21 protein-coding genes are annotated in these 20,168 nt (G+C 57.7%); 9 read left to right on the top strand and 12 right to left on the bottom strand.

What is annotated here, in order from left to right:
- Positions 1 to 36: 36 nt before the first annotated feature.
- The 5 genes from AO726_RS09490 to AO726_RS09470 form a co-directional block, all read right to left on the bottom strand.
- Positions 37 to 1,380, bottom strand: coding sequence for a DUF1329 domain-containing protein (locus tag AO726_RS09490; protein WP_058067818.1), 1,344 nt, complete (start codon positions 1,378 to 1,380; stop codon positions 37 to 39).
- A gap of 168 nt (positions 1,381 to 1,548) precedes the next feature.
- Positions 1,549 to 2,268: a tRNA (guanosine(46)-N7)-methyltransferase TrmB gene (gene trmB / locus AO726_RS09485; protein WP_058067817.1), complete on the bottom strand. Its 720-nt coding sequence runs from the start codon at positions 2,266 to 2,268 to the stop codon at positions 1,549 to 1,551.
- Positions 2,269 to 2,278: 10 nt separating this feature from the next.
- Positions 2,279 to 3,073, bottom strand: coding sequence for a thiazole synthase (locus AO726_RS09480; protein WP_058067816.1), 795 nt, complete (start codon positions 3,071 to 3,073; stop codon positions 2,279 to 2,281).
- A 51-nt stretch (positions 3,074 to 3,124) separates the two neighbouring features.
- Complete coding sequence (gene thiS, locus AO726_RS09475; protein ID WP_058067815.1) at positions 3,125 to 3,325, bottom strand: sulfur carrier protein ThiS; 201 nt, start codon at positions 3,323 to 3,325, stop codon at positions 3,125 to 3,127.
- A 105-nt stretch (positions 3,326 to 3,430) separates the two neighbouring features.
- Positions 3,431 to 3,802, bottom strand: coding sequence for a DUF423 domain-containing protein (locus tag AO726_RS09470; protein ID WP_058067814.1), 372 nt, complete (start codon positions 3,800 to 3,802; stop codon positions 3,431 to 3,433).
- Between the two features lie 109 nt (positions 3,803 to 3,911).
- On the opposite strand from AO726_RS09470, the gene mtgA reads away from it, so the two are divergent.
- Positions 3,912 to 4,649 carry a monofunctional biosynthetic peptidoglycan transglycosylase gene (gene mtgA, locus AO726_RS09465; protein ID WP_058067813.1) on the top strand — a complete coding sequence of 246 codons (738 nt, stop codon included), beginning with the start codon at positions 3,912 to 3,914 and terminating at the stop codon, positions 4,647 to 4,649.
- Here mtgA and AO726_RS09460 read toward each other — a convergent pair.
- From AO726_RS09460 to ftsY, 5 genes are all read right to left on the bottom strand, one after another.
- Positions 4,591 to 5,277, bottom strand: a complete 687-nt coding sequence (locus AO726_RS09460; protein ID WP_058067812.1) for a lysoplasmalogenase — start codon at positions 5,275 to 5,277, stop codon at positions 4,591 to 4,593. The two genes, mtgA and AO726_RS09460, sit on opposite strands and share 59 nt — an antisense overlap.
- Positions 5,278 to 5,425: 148 nt before the next feature.
- Complete coding sequence (gene rpoH / locus AO726_RS09455) at positions 5,426 to 6,280, bottom strand: RNA polymerase sigma factor RpoH (RefSeq protein WP_058067811.1); 855 nt, start codon at positions 6,278 to 6,280, stop codon at positions 5,426 to 5,428.
- 113 nt (positions 6,281 to 6,393) lie between these two features.
- On the bottom strand, positions 6,394 to 7,416 hold the full coding sequence (gene ftsX / locus AO726_RS09450; RefSeq protein ID WP_058067810.1) for a permease-like cell division protein FtsX: 1,023 nt from the start codon (positions 7,414 to 7,416) through the stop codon (positions 6,394 to 6,396).
- Positions 7,413 to 8,084 (bottom strand): cell division ATP-binding protein FtsE, encoded by a 672-nt coding sequence (ftsE, locus tag AO726_RS09445; protein ID WP_058067809.1) that lies wholly within the window; start codon positions 8,082 to 8,084, stop codon positions 7,413 to 7,415. The genes ftsX and ftsE overlap by 4 nt, the downstream gene beginning before the upstream one ends.
- Positions 8,085 to 8,086: 2 nt before the next feature.
- Entirely contained in the window at positions 8,087 to 9,505 is a 1,419-nt protein-coding gene (ftsY, locus tag AO726_RS09440) for a signal recognition particle-docking protein FtsY (protein WP_058067808.1), read from the bottom strand.
- A 206-nt stretch (positions 9,506 to 9,711) separates the two neighbouring features.
- On the opposite strand from ftsY, the gene AO726_RS09435 reads away from it, so the two are divergent.
- From AO726_RS09435 to rsmD, 3 genes are read left to right on the top strand one after another with little or no spacing between them, the layout of a single operon-like run.
- Complete coding sequence (locus AO726_RS09435; protein ID WP_446737420.1) at positions 9,712 to 11,061, top strand: M16 family metallopeptidase; 1,350 nt, start codon at positions 9,712 to 9,714, stop codon at positions 11,059 to 11,061.
- On the top strand, positions 11,054 to 12,538 hold the full coding sequence (locus AO726_RS09430; RefSeq protein WP_058067806.1) for a M16 family metallopeptidase: 1,485 nt from the start codon (positions 11,054 to 11,056) through the stop codon (positions 12,536 to 12,538). Before AO726_RS09435 ends, AO726_RS09430 begins: the two co-directional genes overlap by 8 nt.
- A complete protein-coding gene (gene rsmD, locus AO726_RS09425; protein WP_058067805.1) occupies positions 12,538 to 13,137 on the top strand; it encodes a 16S rRNA (guanine(966)-N(2))-methyltransferase RsmD in 600 nt (199 codons plus the stop codon). Before AO726_RS09430 ends, rsmD begins: the two co-directional genes overlap by 1 nt.
- Positions 13,138 to 13,142: 5 nt before the next feature.
- Here the strand turns inward: rsmD and AO726_RS09420 are convergent, their stop codons facing one another.
- The gene (locus AO726_RS09420) at positions 13,143 to 14,081 is read right to left on the bottom strand and encodes a UDP-glucuronic acid decarboxylase family protein (RefSeq protein WP_177330544.1); all 939 of its coding nucleotides are present in this window, start codon (positions 14,079 to 14,081) and stop codon (positions 13,143 to 13,145) included.
- A 21-nt stretch (positions 14,082 to 14,102) separates the two neighbouring features.
- On the opposite strand from AO726_RS09420, the gene AO726_RS09415 reads away from it, so the two are divergent.
- Genes AO726_RS09415 through AO726_RS09405 form a run of 3 tightly spaced genes read left to right on the top strand, consistent with a single transcriptional unit; the run spans position 14,103 to position 17,164 of the window.
- Positions 14,103 to 14,975 carry a glycosyltransferase family 2 protein gene (locus AO726_RS09415; RefSeq protein ID WP_152987263.1) on the top strand — a complete coding sequence of 291 codons (873 nt, stop codon included), beginning with the start codon at positions 14,103 to 14,105 and terminating at the stop codon, positions 14,973 to 14,975.
- 15 nt (positions 14,976 to 14,990) lie between these two features.
- Positions 14,991 to 16,157 (top strand): nucleotide sugar dehydrogenase, encoded by a 1,167-nt coding sequence (locus tag AO726_RS09410; RefSeq protein ID WP_058067803.1) that lies wholly within the window; start codon positions 14,991 to 14,993, stop codon positions 16,155 to 16,157.
- 32 nt (positions 16,158 to 16,189) lie between these two features.
- Positions 16,190 to 17,164 carry a hydrolase gene (locus AO726_RS09405; RefSeq protein ID WP_058067802.1) on the top strand — a complete coding sequence of 325 codons (975 nt, stop codon included), beginning with the start codon at positions 16,190 to 16,192 and terminating at the stop codon, positions 17,162 to 17,164.
- Here AO726_RS09405 and AO726_RS09400 read toward each other — a convergent pair whose 3' ends face one another.
- The gene (locus tag AO726_RS09400) at positions 17,165 to 17,824 is read right to left on the bottom strand and encodes a TetR/AcrR family transcriptional regulator (protein WP_058067801.1); all 660 of its coding nucleotides are present in this window, start codon (positions 17,822 to 17,824) and stop codon (positions 17,165 to 17,167) included.
- A gap of 236 nt (positions 17,825 to 18,060) precedes the next feature.
- Between AO726_RS09400 and AO726_RS09395 the strand changes: the two genes are divergently transcribed.
- Together AO726_RS09395 and AO726_RS09390 are read left to right on the top strand one after the other, a co-directional pair.
- Positions 18,061 to 19,503: a coniferyl aldehyde dehydrogenase gene (locus AO726_RS09395; protein WP_058067800.1), complete on the top strand. Its 1,443-nt coding sequence runs from the start codon at positions 18,061 to 18,063 to the stop codon at positions 19,501 to 19,503.
- Positions 19,504 to 19,557: 54 nt separating this feature from the next.
- The gene (locus AO726_RS09390; RefSeq protein WP_058067799.1) at positions 19,558 to 20,100 is read left to right on the top strand and encodes a hypothetical protein; all 543 of its coding nucleotides are present in this window, start codon (positions 19,558 to 19,560) and stop codon (positions 20,098 to 20,100) included.
- Positions 20,101 to 20,168 lie beyond the last annotated feature (68 nt).

The following is a 20,168-nucleotide window of genomic DNA, read 5'->3' as shown; positions in this document are numbered from 1 at the left end:
GAGACCGCATGCATAGCATCACGGCCCGCCGCTGAATCAATTACCTTCGCGGCGCAGTGCCTGAGGCGTGAAGTCACGCGGACCGAGCTTGACGTTGAAGTTGTACATCGGCTCGTTGTTATCCAGACCGTCGACAAAATAGCGCTTACCCTTGAGGTCATAGAGCGTCTCAAGGGTGCTGCCGAACATCGGCACATCGTAGTAGCTGATCGGGTGGCTCTCTTGCAGACCTGTCAGCTCTCCGTTCTTGTCGTACAGATCGACTGCGAGAATCTGCCAGCTGTCTTCATCCAGATAGAATCGACGCTTGCCGTAGAGGTGTGTGAAACCTTTACGCAGCTTTGCCTCGACCACCCAAACACGATGCAGCTCGTAACGCAGCAGCTCAGGATTGACGTTACGGGCCTGCAAAATCTGCTCGTAGGGAATGCCCTTTTGATGCACGGCATAGCTGTTGTACGGCACCAGCATTTCCTGCTTGCCCACCAGCGTCCATTCATAGCGGTCCGGCGCACCGTTGTAGGAGTCGACGACATCCGCCGTCGCCATACCGTTGGTGTCTGGTTGCAGAGACTCGTAAGCCAACATCGGCAGACGACGCACCCGGCGCTCGCCACGGTTGTAACGCCAGGCTTTGCGGATCGACAGGATTTGATCCAGGGTCTCTTCAACTACCAACGCAGAACCCGCCACCTTAGCCGGTGCCGCGACTCGGTACTTGTAGAGAAACAGGGTGTTATTAAGGTCCTTCGGCGTCATACCTTCGCGGCCGTACACGAAGTAAATCTGCCGCTCCAGCTTGAGCAGGTTGTAGCCGCCATTACTCATAACCGCAGCCTGGTTGGTGACGAAGCTGATCTGCTCGCCCCTGTAACGCAGGATGTGGTTCCAGATGGCTTCAAGGCCATTGGCGGGCAGCGGAAACGGGATGCCAGAGGCCACACCGGCTACGCCATTACCACCGGAAATAAGCTCGCCGCTCAGCGCATTGAAGCGGGTGGCGTCATAGATTCGCTGTGGAGCCGCCGCGCTGCGACGGGTCGGAAAAACGCGCAGGTAGAAGTCGGGATTGTCTTCCAGCAAGCGCTGCACACCCGTCGGTAATTGCTCGCGATACAGCTCCAGATTGCCCCGATCAACCCGGTACAGCTGCATATCCGCGCTATAAGGGTCCGGATGATGCATCCCGCTCTGGTAATTGGCTGGCGGCTCGCCCAGCCCACCCTGCCAGTCCGGAATCGTGCCTGCAGCATTGCCGGCACGCTCACCGCCCAACGGCGTCAAGTCCCGATCCAGCCGCGCAGCCTGATCCGCAGACACCGCCGCGCCTGCTGGCATCGACAACATCGCAAGTAACAGGAAAGACAGTTTCTTAAACACAACGCACTCCTTGCGACCTGAATAGCCCAGATCGCAGTCTCTGTGCCCGTCATCAAGGACCGGGCTTAGTTATTGTTAGGGTGAGGCGTTGGTAACGCAGCGTCGGATGAGTCCGATCTAATGCATCCCTGTTTTGAAACGCCGCCCCATCCGTGGGGTCAGCCTCGATCAATCAATACGCTTGAACTTCAAGTCCCAGACGCCATGGCCAAGACGCTCGCCACGACGCTCAAACTTGGTCACCGGACGCTCCGCAGGGCGCGGTACGTACTGTCCGTCTTCAGCCAAATTCTGGTAACCCGGAGCTACATTCATCACTTCCAGCATGTACTCGGCATAGGGTTCCCAGTCAGTGGCCATATGCAGCACACCACCCACCTTAAGCTTCTGCCGCACCAGCTCGGCAAAAGACGGCTGAACAATGCGGCGTTTGTGGTGACGGGACTTGTGCCAAGGATCCGGGAAGAACAGCAATACCCGATCCAGGCTGGCATCAGCCACACAGTTGCGCAGAACTTCCAGCGCATCACAGCTGTAGATGCGGGTATTGGTCAGGTTCTGCGTCATCAGACCGTTGAGCAGCGCACCAACGCCCGGTCGGTGAACTTCAACACCGATAAAATCCTGCTCCGGCGCGGCAGCCGCCATTTCCAGCGTCGAATGCCCCATGCCAAAGCCGATTTCGAAAGTACGCGGCGCACTGCGGCCAAAAACGGCATCGAAGTCTTGCAGCCCGTCTTCAAGCTTTAGGCCAAACTTCGGCCAGCCCTGATCAAGGCCGCGCTGCTGACCTTCTGTCATACGACCGGCGCGCATCACGAAGCTTTTGATCGTGCGGTGCTTGGAAGTGTCTTCAGCCTGTTCTGGCTGCTGCTGTGAATCAGTCATTGAGTGCTCGTTACTTGATCAGGCCATCCAGCGGCGAGGAGGCGCTGGCATAGAGTTTCTTCGGCATACGGCCAGCCAGATAGGCCAGACGACCAGCAATGATCGCATGCTTCATGGCTTCCCCCATCATCACCGGGTTTTGCGCATGAGCAATGGCGCTGTTCATTAGCACAGCCTCGCAGCCCAGCTCCATAGCAATGGTGGCATCGGAAGCTGTACCTACACCGGCATCGACCAGAACCGGCACGGTCGCCTCTTCCAAGATGATGCGCAGGTTATACGGGTTGCAGATGCCCAGGCCGGTACCGATAAGACCAGCCAGTGGCATGACTGCGATACAACCCATGGCAGCCAGTTCACGAGCGATGATCGGGTCATCGCTGGTGTACACCATCACATCGAAGCCGTCTTTGATCAGCACTTCAGCGGCCTTGAGGGTTTCGATCACATTGGGGAACAGGGTCTTCTGATCCGCCAGCACTTCCAACTTCACCAACTTGTGGCCGTCCAGCAGCTCACGGGCCAAACGGCAGGTGCGCACAGCCTCAACGGCGTCGTAGCACCCAGCAGTGTTCGGCAGGATGGTGTAGCGATCCGGGCTAATCACATCCAGCAGGTTCGGCTCGCCAGGGTTCTGGCCGATATTGGTACGGCGCACCGCAACAGTGACGATCTCGGCACCAGACGCCTCAATGGCCAAACGGGTTTCTTCAAGATCTTTGTACTTGCCGGTACCAACCAGCAGGCGGGATTGGTAGGTGCGGCCCGCTAGGGTAAAAGGCTTGTCGGCAGGGAGCTGGCTCATCGGAAATTCCTCCAGGCTAAAAATGGACAGTGACAACGCAAGGGGGCGGCCTCAACCTCCACCGATCGCGTGTACGACCTCCACTTGATCGCCTTCACGTAAAACGGTGGTGGCGTGCTCACTACGCGGCACGATATCCAGATTGAGCTCTACCGCAACGCGGCGGCCGGTCAGCTCCAGACGCACCAATAAAGACGCAACTGTCTCGCCGTCTGGCAGCTCATAGGCTTCGCCATTTAACTGAATTTGCATGACAGATCGGTCGTAACTTAAGAAAGGGACGGCATTCTAGCCTGATCGCCAAGGATGACCAAGGCCAGCAGTGTCGCCCCTTATAGGTCTTGATTCAGAGCAGGCTCAGGATTTCTTCAGCGCCGCCAGGCCTAACATCAGCCAGCCCAACATAAATGACAGCCCGCCAATCGGGGCTACCATGCCCATAGAACGCGTGCCCGTCAGGGTCAACACGTACAGGCTACCGCAGAACAGCACAATCCCTACCGTGAACAGCCCGCCAGCCGCACTCACCAAGCGCCCGCCGCGCTGAGTGGCCAGCAGGCTGACACCAAACAGGGCAAGCGCGTGAATCAGCTGATACTGCGTAGCGGTTTGAAAGATCGCCAAATACTCCGGCGTCAGCACACGTTTAAGACCATGCGCACCGTACGCCCCTAGCCCTACCCCGGAACAACCTGCGACAGCCGCCAGCAACAACCAAAGACGCGCCATTCCAACCTCCAGTAAGCAAACATAGCGCCGGCTCCCATGCTGCAACAACGATGGTCCGACAGAGGCTGGTTATAATGACGAACAATCCTGGATTAACCAAGTAATACGAATGATTCTCAAATTTGCCCGACGTTTCCTCAAGCTCTTGCTCTGGCTCGCCCTGGGCTCAGCGCTTCTTGTACTGCTATTGCGCTGGGTGCCGCCACCTGTCACCGGCGTGATGATCGAGCGCAAAATCGAATCATGGAGCAGCGGTGAGCCCATTGACCTGCAGCGCACGTGGAAGCCTTGGGAAACCCTGCCCGATCACTTGAAGATGTCAGTTATCGCCGGTGAAGATCAGAAATTCGCCAGCCATTGGGGCTTTGACGTAGCGGCCATCAAAGCCGCCCTGGCACATAACCAGCAAGGCGGCTCCATCCGCGGTGCCAGTACCCTCAGCCAGCAAGTTGCTAAGAATCTGTTCCTCTGGTCAGGCCGCAGTTGGCTGCGCAAAGGGCTTGAAGTCTGGTTTACCGGCCTGATCGAGCTGCTCTGGCCCAAAGAGCGCATCCTCGAGGTGTATCTCAACAGCGTTGAATGGGGTGAAGGCATCTTCGGTGCTGAAGCTGCGGCCAAACACCACTTCGGCATCGGCGCGGCTTATCTGAACAACCAGCAAGCCAGCCAACTTGCCGCCGTACTGCCCAATCCAATCCGCTGGAGCGCTGGCAAACCCGACGCTTATATCCAGCGCCGCGCCAACTGGATTCGTCAGCAGGTACGGCAACTAGGCGGGAGTCACTACCTTAACCAGATGTCGACTGAGCCCCCGCAGTGGTGGCCGCAGTGGCTGCCGAGGCCCTGAGACGCAGAAGTCCCCAGGCAATCAGCGACTGGCCGGTGAAGTAGCAGGTCACGATCACCAACACTGCATGTTCGAAGTGATAGACGAACTTGTTCAGGCCGATCAACGAATCGGCCACGACAAACAACATAGCTCCCAGCCACAGTGCCCCGGGTTTGGTTTCGACTCTGGCTGCGCAAAGTGCCATTCCCAACAGGCAGGCTAAATAGATGCCCACCGGAATCTCCAGTCCCTTTGCCGCCGGCACCATCCACACCGCTAGCAGCAGGCTATAGGCGATCACCGGCACACTCCACAGCCAGCGCCAACTGCGACCACGTGACAGCAGCAGGAAGGCAACGACAAAAGCCACCTGATTGACCAGGAATGAAATCAGCGCTTGGCGGAACAGCCCGTCGCGGTTGCCGTAGTCCAGAAAAAAATCACCGGCAGAAGCTGCAACGTAGCCCAGCGCCAGCCAACGCCCGGCCGCTCCGGGGAAGGTCTGCCACATAATCCCGGCGAAGATCAGCATCGGTGCCATCTTCAGCAGCCAGCTAAGCGGATAGGGTTGCATGGGAATCAACAGGATATAAGCGATGCCAAGCATCACCGCCACAAGGTAAAGGCGTACTACGGTCGTGGACATAGGAGTCTCCGGCAGTTCTTGTTGTAGTTTTCATTCCAGCCTGCAAAGCAGACTACCAATAGCTACAAGCAATATCAGCCGGTAAAAGCGGCAAATCACAGGCATAAAAAAACCGCACCTGGGTGCGGTTTTTTTATGAAACCTTTGCTCAGGCGGCAATTGCGCCCTTGAGCTTGTTCATGGCGTTCTTTTCCAACTGCCGGATGCGTTCGGCTGACACGTTGTACTTGGCCGCCAGATCATGCAGCGTTGCCTTTTCTTCCGCCAGCCAGCGCTGATAAAGAATATCGCGACTGCGCTCATCAAGACCTTCCAGCGCCTCATGAAGGTTGGCAGTAGAGCTATCGCTCCAGTCCGAATCCTCCAGCTGGCGTGCCGGATCGTAACGCTGGTCTTCCAGATAATAAGCGGGGGACTGAACGGCGCTTTCGTCGTCGGCGTCAGCAGCCGGGTCGAAGGCCATGTCATGACCGCTCAGGCGGCTTTCCATCTCACGGACTTCGTGAGGTTCAACACCGAGGCTTTCCGCTACCGCGTTAACTTCATCATTGTTCAGCCAAGCCAGACGCTTCTTCTGGCTGCGCAGGTTGAAGAACAGTTTGCGCTGAGCCTTGGTGGTCGCCACTTTAACGATCCGCCAGTTACGCAGGATAAACTCGTGAATCTCGGCACGAATCCAGTGCACCGCGAACGAAACCAGGCGCACACCCATTTCGGGGTTAAAGCGTTTGACCGCCTTCATCAGGCCGACGTTGCCTTCCTGGATCAGGTCAGACTGGGCCAGACCATAACCGGAGTAGCTGCGGGCGATATGCACAACAAAACGCAGGTGAGCCAGCACCATTTGGCGCGCGGCTTCCAGATCCTGTTTGTAGAAGAGACGATCAGCCAGTTCACGCTCCTGCTCAGGGGTCAACAGCGGGATGCCGTTTACCGCATGCACGTATGCCTCCAGGTTGGCACCCGGAACCAGAGCATGAACAGGTTGCAAAGAAGTGGACATTTGAATCCTCCAGTACTACAGATTTCGATGCAGTCTAGCACCGTGCAATGAGACTTTGTGTGGCATTACAAGTTCCCTTACACATAGTCAACATCACTCAGAACAATAACTTACTACCGAGGGGCCAACTCTCTCAAGTGCCTTGCCACGGCCAGCCATGCGCCGATATAGCCCAACAGGATCGCTCCTATCAGAAGTGAAGCACCATCAGACAGCGGCACACCGTCCAGGGCGAAGTTACTGCCGTAGAGCCCGGCTAAGCGCACGACCGCATCATTGAGCCAATTCAGTCCGTAAGCCAGCAGCATCCACGAGAAAACCCCAGCCCCCATTCCATACAGAGCACCCATATATAGGAAGGGACGGCGCACATAGCTATCGGTGCCGCCGACCAGCTTAATGACTTCAATCTCGGTGCGGCGGTTCTCAATGTGCAGACGAATGGTGTTACCAATCACCAGTAGCAACGCCGAGATCAGCAGCAGCGCCAGACCAAAGACGAATCTGTCACCCAACTTCAGCATTGCGCCTAACCGCTCAACCCACAGAAGGTCCAGCTGCGCCTGTTGCACACGGGGCATTTCGGCCAGGCGCGCACGCAGCGCCTCCAGCGCTTCACGATCAACCTCTTTCGGCGTAACCACGATGACACCCGGAAGCGGGTTATCCGGCAGCTCTTTAAGCGCCTCCCCCAGCCCGGTCTGCTGCTGGAACTCGGCCAGAGCCTGATCTCGGCTGATCCATTCGGCTTCAGCCACGTCATCCAGCGCGGCGATCTCTTCGCGCAGGGACTCGCCTTGAGCGTCAGTGGTATCGATCTTGGTATACAGGGAAATCTGTGCCGCGCGCTCCCACGAGACGCCAAGGCGCTCGATGTTATCCAGCAGCAGCGACAAGCCCATCGGCAAGCTCAGGGCAACGGCCATCACCAAGCAAGTGAAAAAACTGCCGATCGGCTGTTTGGCCAGACGGCGCAGGCTGTCGACCACGCTGGCGCGGTGGCTTTCGACCCAGGCGGCCAGCTGATCACGGAATGGCAGGCCATCGTCCAGAGTGGTGACCGGCTCATCCGCCTTTTTCGGAGCCCCACCTACGCGTTGCGAAGGCTGCGGTGGCGGCATACGGGTTGCACTCATTCTCCAGCCTCCCCGTCTCCAATTAGACGGCCACGTTGCAAGGTCAGCATGCGGTGGCGCATGCGGGCGATCAAGGCGAGGTCGTGACTGGCGATCAGCACAGTTGTGCCGAGACGATTGATATCTTCAAAAACGCCCATGATTTCTGCCGCCAAGCGCGGATCGAGGTTACCGGTCGGTTCGTCCGCCAATAACAATGCAGGCTGATGCACCACAGCACGGGCGATACCAACGCGCTGTTGCTGACCTGTGGATAAATCGCCAGGGAACTGTGCGGCTTTGTCAGCCAGAGAAACCCGCTCAAGGGCATTGCCGACGCGCTTGCCGATTTCATCTTTGTTCAGACCGAGGATCTGCAACGGTAGGGCTACGTTGTCGAACACACTGCGGTCGAACAGCAGCTGGTGGTTCTGAAACACCACGCCAATCTGCCGGCGAAGAAAAGGAATCTGTGCGTTGGTGATGTGCGACAGATCCTGACCAGCCAGCAGCAGCTTGCCGCTACTTGGCCGCTCCATCGCCAGTAGCAGGCGCAGCAAGGTACTTTTGCCTGCGCCTGAGTGGCCTGTCACAAACAGGAACTCACCGCGGCGCACGCGAAAACTCAGCTCGTGCAGCCCGATGTGTCCATTTGGGTAGCGTTTACCGACCTGCTCGAACCTGATCATCGCTATTTCTCCGCAAACAGCGCCTGTACAAATGCATCTGCCTCAAAGGTACGCAGATCGTCGATGCCCTCGCCAACACCGATATAACGGATTGGCAAGGCGAACTGCTTGGCCAGCGCGAAGATAACGCCGCCTTTGGCGGTGCCGTCCAGCTTGGTCAGCGCCAGGCCAGTGAGGTTCACCGTCTGGTTGAACTGTTTGGCCTGATTGACTGCGTTCTGCCCGGTGCCGGCATCCAGCACCAGCAGCACTTCATGGGGAGCTGTCTCATCCAGCTTGCCGATTACCCGGCGAACCTTCTTCAGCTCTTCCATCAGATTATCTTTGGTGTGCAGACGCCCCGCCGTGTCGGCGATCAGAACATCCACACCACGGGATTTGGCCGCATTTACCGCATCGAAAATCACCGAGGCCGAGTCGGCACCGGTGTGCTGGGCAATAACCGCAATCTGGTTGCGCTCACCCCACACCTGCAACTGCTCCACGGCAGCAGCACGGAAGGTATCACCTGCAGCCAGCATAACTTTCTTGCCTTCCTGCTGGAGCTTCTTCGCCAGCTTGCCGATGGTGGTGGTCTTGCCCGCGCCGTTCACACCGACGACAAGAATCACATAAGGCTGCTTGCTGCTGTCGATTTGCAGCGGCTGCTCAACCGGGCGCAGCAGGGAAGCGAGTTCTTCCTGAAGTGCTTTGTACAAGGCACCGCTGTCGGCCAACTCTTTGCGGGCGACACGCTTTGTGAGGTTCTGCACAATTTCAGTGGTGGCTTCCACGCCCACATCGGCAGTCAGCAAGCGGGTTTCGATCTCTTCGAGCAGGTCATCGTCAATGGCTTTCTTGCCCAGGAACAGGCTGGCCATGCCTTCGCCGATGCTGCTGCTGGTCTTCGACAGGCCTTGTTTGAGGCGTTCGAAGAAGCCCAGACGCTTTTCTTCCTTTTTTACCGGCTCTGCCGGCACAGGTTCAGCAACGGCAGCCGGGACAGCTTCGGGCTCGGGCTCGGGAGCAGAAGCTTCAACCACCGTGGCGACTTCAACCGCCGGTGCTTGCGGCTGCACTTCAGCCACAACAGGTGCGGCTGCGGGGGACACAGCGGTAGCCGGTTCGGCGGCTAGACTGGTTTCGGCAGCAGACAACTCAGCACTGACAACGACCGGAGCAGGGCTCTGAACCGGTGCGACAGGAGCGGGCTCCGCTGCAACCGGCGTTTCAACAGGCGTTGCAACCGGAGCAGGCGCACTTTCAGTGGCAGCGGGTTGAACTGTTTCTACTGGTTGCACTTCCGGCTCTGAAGGCGCAACCGGAGCCGCTTCGGGCTTTTTGCGAAACCAGCTGAACAGGCCTTTTTTCTCGGCCGGCTTTTCCGGAGAACCCACATTTGACGGGTTCTGGGTCTTTTTATCGTCGTTGGAACCAAACATGGAGGATGGCTATCTCAAATTTGCGCCGCGCTGCACAAGGTTAATGGGTCGGATTCGCGAAGTTCCAGCTCGACAGAGCCTTATTGAAACCCTCAGAAACCATAGCAGGCGTGGCCGCCAGTAAAACGGATGCGTATCCTAGCATCTCCGCACCCGCTGACGCTAAGTACACGCGGGTCCGTCCGACAGGTCTTAAAGTCATGCCAATGATTTCAAAACGTACCACTGCGCTACTGCTGAGTATTCTCTGCCTGCCGCTTTCGGCTTTTGCTGCCGCCCCGCAACCCACTCACGAATTCAGTCTGGATAACGGTTTAAAGGTGATTGTCCGTGAAGACCACCGCGCCCCGGTAGTGGTCAGCCAGCTCTGGTACAAGGTCGGCTCCAGCTATGAGTCGCCCGGTCAGACCGGTCTTTCCCACGCCCTTGAGCACATGATGTTCAAAGGCAGCCAGAAAGTCGGGCCAGGTGAGGCGTCGCTGATTTTGCGCGAACTCGGGGCTCAGGAAAACGCGTTCACCAGCGACGACTACACCGCCTATTATCAGGTGCTGGCACGAGATCGCCTGCCGGTTGCGCTTGAGCTGGAGGCAGACCGTCTGGCCGGCCTGAAGATTCCGGCTGACGAGTTCGCCAAGGAAATCGAGGTCATTAAGGAAGAGCGCCGTCTGCGCACTGACGACAAGCCAAACTCTCTGGCTTATGAGCGCTTCCAGACCATCGCCTATCCGGCCAGCGGCTACCGCATCCCCACCATCGGTTGGATGGCGGACCTCAACCGCATGACGGTGGAAGACCTGCGCCATTGGTACGAAAGCTGGTACGCGCCCAACAATGCCACACTGGTGATTGTCGGTGACGTGACCGTAGACGAAGTAAAAGAGCTCGCCCAACGCTACTTCGGCCCGATCCCCAAGCGAGCCATCCCAACCGCCAAAGCACCGCTTGAACTAGCCGCACCCGGCGAGCGCCGCATCACCCTGCATTTGAAGACTCAGCTTCCCAGCCTGATCATGGCCTTCAATACGCCGAGCGTGAGCACCGCTGAACAATCGCGCCAGGTACACGCCCTGCGCCTTGTCGCTGCATTGTTGGACGGCGGTTACAGTGCTCGTCTGGCCAGCCGACTGGAGCGGGGTGAAGAGCTGGTTGCAGGTGCATCTGCCTGGTACAACGGTTTCACCCGAGGTGACACCCTGTTCACGTTGAGCGCAACCCCTAACGTACAAACCGGTAAAACCCTGGCCGACGTTGAAGCAGGCTTGTGGCGCGAACTGAAGAACCTGCAAGACACCCCACCGACCGCTGAAGAGCTGGCCCGCGTACGCGCCCAGGTCATTGCCGGCCTGGTCTACGAGCGCGATTCCATCACCAGCCAGGCCAGCACCATCGGCCAGCTGGAAAGTGTCGGCTTGTCTTGGAAACTGATGGATCAGGAGCTGGCCGATCTGGAGGCCGTAACGCCGGAAGATATCCAACAAGCGGCTAAAACCTTCTTCACCCGCGACCGCCTGAGCGTCGCCTATGTTCTGCCCGAGGAGAAGCGCAATGACTAAGCGTACTGGCCTGCGCTACGCCCTGATTGGCCTGGCGCTTTTGATTGTGCTGGCCTTGCTGGCCACCTTTAACAACCGCCTGGACGGCGATAAGCCACAACCGGAACCGGTTGCCGAATCGACGAAAATCGAATCACTGGCAGCCCTTGGTGACAAAGCTCCCAGCCGCCGCGATCTTAATATCCAGAGCTGGAAAACCAGCGAAGGCAGCAAAGTGCTGTTCGTGGAAGCTCGCGAGCTGCCGATGTTCGACCTGCAGGTAACTTTCGCCGCCGGCAGCAGCCGCGACGAAGGCACTCCGGGCCTGGCCATGCTGACCAACGCCATGCTTAACGAAGGCGTGCCCGGCAAGGACGTCAGCGCTATTGCGGCAGGTTTTGAGGACCTCGGTGCCGATTTCGGCAACGGTTCGTTCCGCGACATGGCTATCGCCAGCCTGCGCAGCCTGAGCGCTCAGGAGCAGCGTGAGCCGGCCCTGCAACTGTTCACGGAAGTGATTGGCCAGCCAACCTTCCCTGAAGACTCCCTGGCACGCATCAAAAACCAGCTGATGGCTGGCTTTGAGTACCAGAAGCAGAACCCCGGAAAACTCGCCAGCCTGGCGTTGTATGAACGCCTGTACGGTTCGCACCCTTACGGCCACCCGAGCGAAGGCTCTGAGCAATCCATTCCCGGCATTACCCGCGCCCAGCTGCAGGCCTTCCACCAGAAGGCCTACACTGCAGAGAACGCAGTGATTGCACTGGTAGGCGATCTGTCCCGCAGCGATGCTGAAGCGTTGGCCGAACGTGTGTCTGCGGCGCTGCCTAAAGGCCCTGCCCTTCCGGCAATCGCCCAACCGAAAGAACCGGAGCCGGGCACCGTGCATATCGAGTTCCCGTCCAACCAGACGCATATCACCATTGCGCAGATGGGCATCGATCGCCTGGATCCGGACTATGCTGCGCTCTATCTGGGCAATCAGGTATTCGGAGGCGGCGGCTTCGGCACTCGCCTGATGACCGAGGTGCGTGAAAAACGCGGTCTGACCTATGGCATCTATTCTGGCTTCAGCACCATGCAGGCTCGTGGGCCGTTCACCATCGGCATGCAGACCCGCGCCGAGCTGACCGACGGATCGCTGCAGCTGGTCAAAGACTTGCTGGCCGACTTCATCAAAAACGGCCCGACGCAGGAAGAACTGGATAAGGCCAAGCGTGAGCTGGCCGGCAGCTTCCCGCTGTCTACCGCCAGCAACTCAGCCATTGTCGGCCAACTGGGCTCGATGGGCTTCTACAACCTGCCGCTGACGTATCTGGAAGACTTTGTACGCGACGTACAGGCCCTGAACATTGAGCAAGTTAAAACTGCCATGGCCAAACACCTGAACCCAGACGCGCTGGTGATTGTCACCGCCGGCCCGACTGTTGAGCAGAAGGAGCTGCCAGCGCCTACAGACCGCCCAGTTCCCCAGCCTTCAGCCATACCGGAGCATTGATGAGCAAGCTTGCAAGACCCCAACGCGCCGCCCAGCCCCATGGCGGCTCCGGCCAACTGAGAATCATAGCCGGGGAGTGGCGTTCGCGCCGTTTCAGCTTCCCGGAAGGCCCGGGCTTGCGCCCTACGCCGGACCGGGTACGGGAGACCCTGTTCAACTGGCTAGCTCCGTACATCGAGGGAGCCCGCGTGCTGGACTGCTTTACCGGCAGCGGCGCGCTATACCTTGAGGCGCTTTCCCGCGGTGCCAGTTCGGCTCTTGCGTTGGATATGAATCCACAGTCAGTGGCCTCGCTGCGCGGCCACCTGCAAACCCTGAACTGCTCGGCCGGACAGGTGCTGCAAACCGATGCGCTGAGCTATCTGCAAAACCAGCCGGCAACACCGTTTGATTTGGTGTTTCTTGATCCGCCCTTCCATCAGAACCTGCTGACTCCGGCATGCAGTCTGCTGGAGGAACGAGCCTGGCTAGCCGAGAACGCGTGGATTTATTGCGAAAGCGAAACCCCACCCTCCACACTCGGCCTGCCCGGCAACTGGCGTCTGCACCGGGAGAAGCATGCCGGGCAGGTCTACTACTCGCTGTGGGAGCGCGGCTGAGCCCTTCAGCCCTGCTCTAGCACCCTGCGGAAATACTGGATGGTCTCTCGCAGGCCATCCTGCAGGCTCACCGTTGGCTGCCAGCCCAAACGCTCCTTGGCGAGGCTGATGTCAGGCTGACGCTGACGCGGATCGTCCTGAGGTAATGGCTTATAAGTTACCCGGGATGACGACCCACACAACTCCACAATCGTCTCAGCTATTTCAGCGATGCTGGATTCGTTCGGACTCCCGAGATTGACCGGCCCGGTAAAATCTTCCGGACTGTCCATCATCGCACTGATTCCATTGATCAGATCGGATACAAAACAGAACGAACGCGTTTGCGATCCGTCGCCATAAATGGTGATCTCTTCACCACGCAATGCCTGAACAATAAAGTTGCTGATCACCCGCCCGTCATTCAACTGCATACCCGGACCGTACGTATTAAAAATCCGGATCACTTTAATGGCGAGGTTGTGTTGCCGGTGATAGTCGAAGAACAAGGTTTCAGCGCTGCGCTTCCCCTCGTCATAACAACTGCGGATTCCAATTGGATTGACTCGTCCCCAGTAATCTTCCGTTTGCGGGTGGCATTCAGGATCGCCATACACCTCAGAGGTTGAGGCCTGCAGGATTCGGGCACCGGTGCGTTTGGCCAGGCCAAGCAGATTGATTGCGCCCATGACGCTGGTTTTAATGGTCTGTACCGGATCACGCTGGTAATGAATGGGCGACGCTGGGCAAGCAAAGTTGTAGATGCGATCCACTTCAACATATAAGGGAAAGGTCACATCATGGCGTATTGCTTCAAAACGCGAGTTCGTCAGCAAGTCCTGAATATTTTGGCGCGTACCGGTGTAATAGTTGTCTACCGATATCACATCATGTCCGTCTTCAAGTAGGCGACGACATAAATGTGAACCTATAAAACCTGCGCCGCCGGTGACCAGAACTCTCATTATTAATGTCCGAGATTGATTATGTTCCCCATAGCCTTCGTAACCACCTGCAAAGGCCGCCTGCACCATTTAAAACAAACACTGCCGGCATTAGTCAGACTCAATCCGGCGGAAATAATTGTTGTGGATTACAACTGCCCCGACGCAACCGCTGACTGGGTTGAGGCTAATTATCCACAGGTCAAGGTAGTGCGGGTGACTGACGACCCTGGCTTCTGCCTGCCCCGCGCCCGCAATCTCGGCGCGGCCCAGTCCACATCGCCTTGGCTGTGCTTTATTGATGCCGACATTCTGGTGGATAAGGGCTGGCTCGGGTGGATGGCCGCGCACGCTGACAGCCAGCACTTTTACCTGCCCTCCAAACATAACGGCAAGTACCTGCCGGAAATTGCCGGTACTTTTCTCTGCACCCGGCAGGCATTCGAGGCCTGTAACGGATATGACGAGGCCTTTCGCGGATGGGGTGGTGAAGACATTGATCTGTACACGCGCCTCCCCATCGAGGCGGGCGTACGAGCCGCCGAATACCCCAATAGCTTCGTCAACCCTATCAACCATGCAGATGATGAGCGCACGACATACCACAGCATCAAAGACGTCAGAATCCAGGGTCTGATCAACAGCTGCTATGTGAAAACCAAGCGTCATCTTCTTGAAACGAGCATCCGCGATATTCCCTTCGAAACCCGTCGTACCATGCTGGGAACTATCAGCGACTATTTCAGGGACTTCCGCGATCTGCCTGCAACCTTTTCCATTCAGGTGCAGGCCAAAGGGCTGACGGATTGCACCGGCAAACAGGTGGATCTTGAGTTGGAGATTGCCAAGCAGCGGCGCTTTCGCTTTTTTGGCGCACGCAAAGCGGCAGTAAGGACACTTAAACGCTCCACCTAACGCAAGGACTCATGCATGAAGATTGCAATTGTCGGTATCGGTTACGTGGGTCTGGCCAACGCCGTACTACTGGCTCGGCAACATGAGGTGGTGGCACTGGATATCGACCCTGCCAAAGTTGAAGCCCTGAACCAACAGCAATCGCCAGTCACTGATCCTGACCTGCAGGATTACCTCAGCCATCAGTCACTGAATCTGCGCGCCACGCTGGACAAGCAGAGCGCCTATCGAGACGCCGATTACATCTTCATCGCCACTCCCACCGATTACGACCCACAAACCAATGCCTTCAACACGCGCTCAATCGAGGCGGTCATTCATGACGTGATGGCCATTAATCCGCAGGCCCTGATGGTGATCAAGTCGACCGTGCCAGTGGGCTACACCCAACGCATGCGTACTGAGCTCGATTGCGACCGGCTGATCTTCTCCCCGGAATTTCTGCGTGAAGGCAGCGCCTTCTATGACACCCTGCATCCGTCCCGGATTGTGGTCGGCGAACGCTCGCAGCGAGCTAAGAAAATTGCCCAACTGCTGCTTGCCGCCAGCAACGCCCCCGACACGCCGGTGCTGCTGACCGACTCAACTGAAGCCGAAGCCATCAAGCTGTTTGCAAACGCCTATCTGGCCATGCGCGTAGCCTATTTCAATGAGCTGGATTCCTACGCCATCAGCCACGGTCTGAATACCCGGCAGATCATCGAAGGTGTGTGTTTTGACCCGCGCATCGGTAGCCACTACAACAACCCTTCATTTGGCTACGGCGGTTACTGCCTGCCGAAAGATACCCGCCAGTTGCTGGCCAACTATGACAGCGTGCCTCACGACCTGATCCGCGCCATCGTCGACTCCAATGCCACACGCAAAAACTTCGTGGCGGAACAAATCCTCAAGCGCAAACCCCGGACAGTCGGGATTTACCGGCTGATCATGAAATCCGGCTCGGATAACTTCCGTGCATCCAGCATTCAGGACATCATGCAGCACTTGCGTACAGAGAGCGTGGAGTTGATCATTTTCGAACCGACCCTCAATTACGGCGAATTTGCCGGTGCCAGGGTGGTCAATGATCTGAGCCTGTTTAAAGAGCAGTCTGATCTCATTCTGTGCAACCGTCACAGCGCTGCGCTGGATGATGTAGCCAACAAAGTCTATACCCGGGATGTCTTTGGCTGTGACTGAGCCGAGCATGTCCTCAAACGAGCCGCTTGCTGATGCCAGCCTTTCAACCCGCCCGCTACCTGTCCAACCCACATTTGCAGACGCTCTGGGCTTCTTTTTGCCGAACGCCGCCGCAATTGCAGCGCCAGCGCGAACGACTGTGGCTGGAGGATGGCGATTTTCTCGATATGGACTGGCACGGCCCGCACGATGCTGAAGCGCCGCTGGTGTTGCTGCTGCACGGCCTCACCGGCTCATCCAGTTCCCATTACATTCTCGGCCTGCAACAGCAGCTGGCGCAGCGCAACTGGGCTAGCGTTGCGCTGAACTGGCGGGGATGTTCAGGGGAGCCAAATTTGCTGCCACGTGGCTATCACTCCGGCGTGAGTGAAGATGTGCTGCATGTGATTCGTCACCTGCAAGCCAAACGCCCGCTGGCGCCGCTGTATGCGGTGGGCTACTCGCTGGGCGGCAATGTGCTACTCAAGTATCTGGGCGAACAAGGTGCTGACTCAGGCTTGCAAGGCGCGGTGGCAGTCAGCGTGCCGTTCAGACTGGACGAGTGTGCGCAACGGATCGATCAGGGCTTTTCAAAAATCTATCAGGCACATTTTATGAAGGAGCTGACCGCCTACGTGCGGGACAAACAACAGCTCTTCGCCCGCATCGGTCAAAACGATCATCTGCTTGCATTGCAACAACTCGGTCCGCTCACCGGCATGCGCACCTTCTGGGATTTCGACGGGCGCTTCACCGCGCCGCTACATGGCTACGCTGACGCAGCGGATTATTACCGGCGCGCTTCCAGCCGTTTTTTCCTGCGCAGAATCGAAACCCCGACGCTGCTGATTCAGTCTGAGGATGACCCCTTCGTGTTCCGCCACAGCCTGCCTCAGGCAGATGAACTCGCGCCCTGCATTGAGTTTGAACGCCATGCCCGTGGCGGCCACGTTGGTTTTATCGGCGGCTCGCTGAAACAGCCTGAGTACTATTTGGAAAAACGCATTCCCGAGTGGCTGACACGCTGATCAGATCACCTGATCCAACGGTACATAGAGGCGTTTTTTCAGGGCCTCTACCGCATCACGGGCCTGCTCAGTCACATAGCCACTTTCCAGCGCCAGAATCTGATAAACGCCGCGGCGCAGCATGTCCTCATTCAAATCGCCAAGGCTGCCGCGGGACGTACTGAGGAAGCGAATCCACGAAGCCATGATGATCCAGCTGTTCAGGGTCAGCGCTTCGATCTGCTCGGCCGTCATGTGCAGAATCCCGGCATCAACAAAGCCCTGATAAATCTCCTGCGCCTGCTGCAGACAGCGCTTGGCAAACAGCCGATAGCGCTCCGCCATCTCATCATCACTTTCCAGCAAGTGCTCAAGATCACGGTGAAAAAAGCGGTAATGCCACATCGCGGCCAGTACTGCCTCGAGATAGAAGGTCTTGTCGTCTACAGTGAGCTCGCGCCCTTCCGGGCGACGCAAAAATGCATCCACCTGCTTCTCAAGCAGACTGAACAGCTCAGAGATGATCATCTGTTTGTTACGGAAGTGGTAATACAGATTGCCCGGTGAAATCCCCAGATGCGCGGCAATGTGATTGGTGGTGACGTTGCGCTCACCCTGGGCATTAAACAGCGCCAGGCTTTCCTGGATGATGCGATCGCGGGTTTTCTGTGGTGCAGCCATAAAAAGATTCATTCCAGATTTAAAGCCCGGCAAAGGTACACGCCCGCAAACACCTTGTGTTACCAATCAATGAGATTCGCCGACACACTAACTTTTCGTTGGGCTGTAGAGCGCCACTTGCACAGGCATGCTAATTGACACACTAGAGTAATTACTCTAAAAATCCAGCATCCCTTATATGCAGTCATGTCACCTGCCTGACAAACTGCCCTGCCGGAACGTTGAGGAGCATCACCATGGTTGCCGAAGCTACGTACCTGGAACAAAGCCTGCAGCAAAGCCAACAGCAGATTAGCCAGATGCAGAGCGCCTTTGCTCTTCAGCGCAAGGCATTTCAGGCCAACCCGATGCCGTCCGCAGAGCAGCGGATTCAATGGCTGAACATGCTGCGCGACCAATTGCGCAATGAGCGCCAGGCGCTGATCGACGCCATTTCCACGGACTTCAGCAACCGCAGCGCCGACGAAACCCTGCTCGCCGAACTGATGCCCAGCCTGCATGGCATTCACTACGCCAGCAAACGCATCAAGAAGTGGATGAAGCCTTCCAAGCGCAGTGTGGGCATGCAGTTCATGCCTGCTCAGGCCAAGGTCATCTACCAACCGCTGGGTGTGGTCGGCGTGATCGTGCCGTGGAATTACCCACTGTTTCTGGCTATCGGCCCGCTGACCGGCGCGCTGGCTGCCGGCAACCGGGTGATGATCAAAATGAGTGAATCCACTCCGGCTACCTCGCAGCTGATCAAAGACATGCTGGGCAAAATCTTCCCGGAAGACCTGGTCAGCGTGGTTCAAGGCGAAGCCGACGTGGGCGTAGCCTTCTCCAAACTGCCGTTCGACCACCTGCTGTTCACCGGCGCTACCAGCATCGGCAAGCACGTGATGCGTGCCGCAGCGGACAACCTGACCCCGGTCACCCTGGAGCTGGGCGGCAAGTCCCCGGCGATTGTCAGCGCCGACGTGCCGCTGGATCACGCTGCAGAGCGCATTGCCTTCGGCAAGACCCTGAACGCCGGGCAAACCTGCGTAGCGCCTGATTACGTACTATGTCCGCGCGATCGCGTAGACGGGTTTGTCGAGGCCTACCGCAAGGCGGTTGCCTCCTTCTTCCCGAAACTTACGGATAACCCGGACTACACCGCCATCATCAACGACCGCCAGCACGCACGCCTGCAAAGCTACCTGCAGGACGCCGAAAGCAAAGGCGCAACGCTGATCCAGTTGTTCCCTGAAGGCCAGGGCCGTCGCCTACCGCAGACTGTTCTGCTGAACGTAAACGACGATATGCGCATCATGCAGGAGGAAATCTTCGGCCCGCTGCTGCCCATCATCCCTTACGACAAAATCGAAGACGCCTTCGCCTATATCTCCGAGCGCGACCGTCCGCTGGCGCTCTACTACTTCGGCTACGACAAGCAGGAACAGCAGCGCGTCCTGCACGAAACCCACTCCGGCGGCGTGTGCCTGAACGACACCCTGCTGCACGTAGCCCAGGACGATATGCCATTCGGCGGCGTTGGCCCGTCCGGCATGGGTCATTACCACGGCCATGAAGGCTTCCTGACCTTCAGCAAGGCCAAAGGTGTGTTTATCAAACAGAGCTACAACGCTGCCAAGATGATTTACCCGCCTTACGGCAGCCTGCTGCACAAGCTGGTCTACAAACTGTTTGTACGCTGACTGATCCCGCCCCGGCCTGCCGGGGCAACAGCACGACTCGGTGAAATTAATAATATGAAGACCGAACCCGAATCACTCCAGCTGTCCCGCCGCGGCCTGCTTAAAGTCGGCCTGCTCGGCACCGCCTTTCTTGGCACCGCCGGGCTGACCGCCACCCTGACCGGTTGCTCATCGGAGACACCTAAAGCAGGTTACGCCGTACTGCGCGAATCCGACCTGCCGCTATTCCACGCTCTGATACCTGCCGTGCTGGCCGGTGCGGTGCCTGCCGAGAAGATGACACAGGCCGTCGAGACCACCCTGGAATACCTCGACTACAGCCTCAATCACCTGTCTCCGGAAATGCTCAAACTGACGGTGCAGCTATTCGACGTGCTGGCCCTGCCCATCACCCGTGGCCCGCTGACCGGTATTTGGGGAAGCTGGCAGAACGCATCCTCAGATGACGTCGTGCACTTTCTCAAGCGCTGGGAAAACAGCTCAATCAGCCTGCTGAAAATGGGTCACTCCTCGATCCTGCAACTGATCCTGATGAGCTGGTACAGCAACCCGGACGCCTGGGCCCATTGCGGTTATCCCGGTCCACCCCGCTTCTGAGCAACGCACACCACACGTATTCCGGTGAAGCCGCCCATTTCTGCTGCGGCCGTACCACGAGGACAGAG

The organism is Pseudomonas sp. TTU2014-080ASC (assembly GCF_001446935.1).
Lineage (GTDB): Bacteria > Pseudomonadota > Gammaproteobacteria > Pseudomonadales > Pseudomonadaceae > Aquipseudomonas.
The sequence above is the reverse complement of the archived record's forward strand: the minus strand, read 5'-3'. Positions and strand labels throughout refer to the sequence as shown.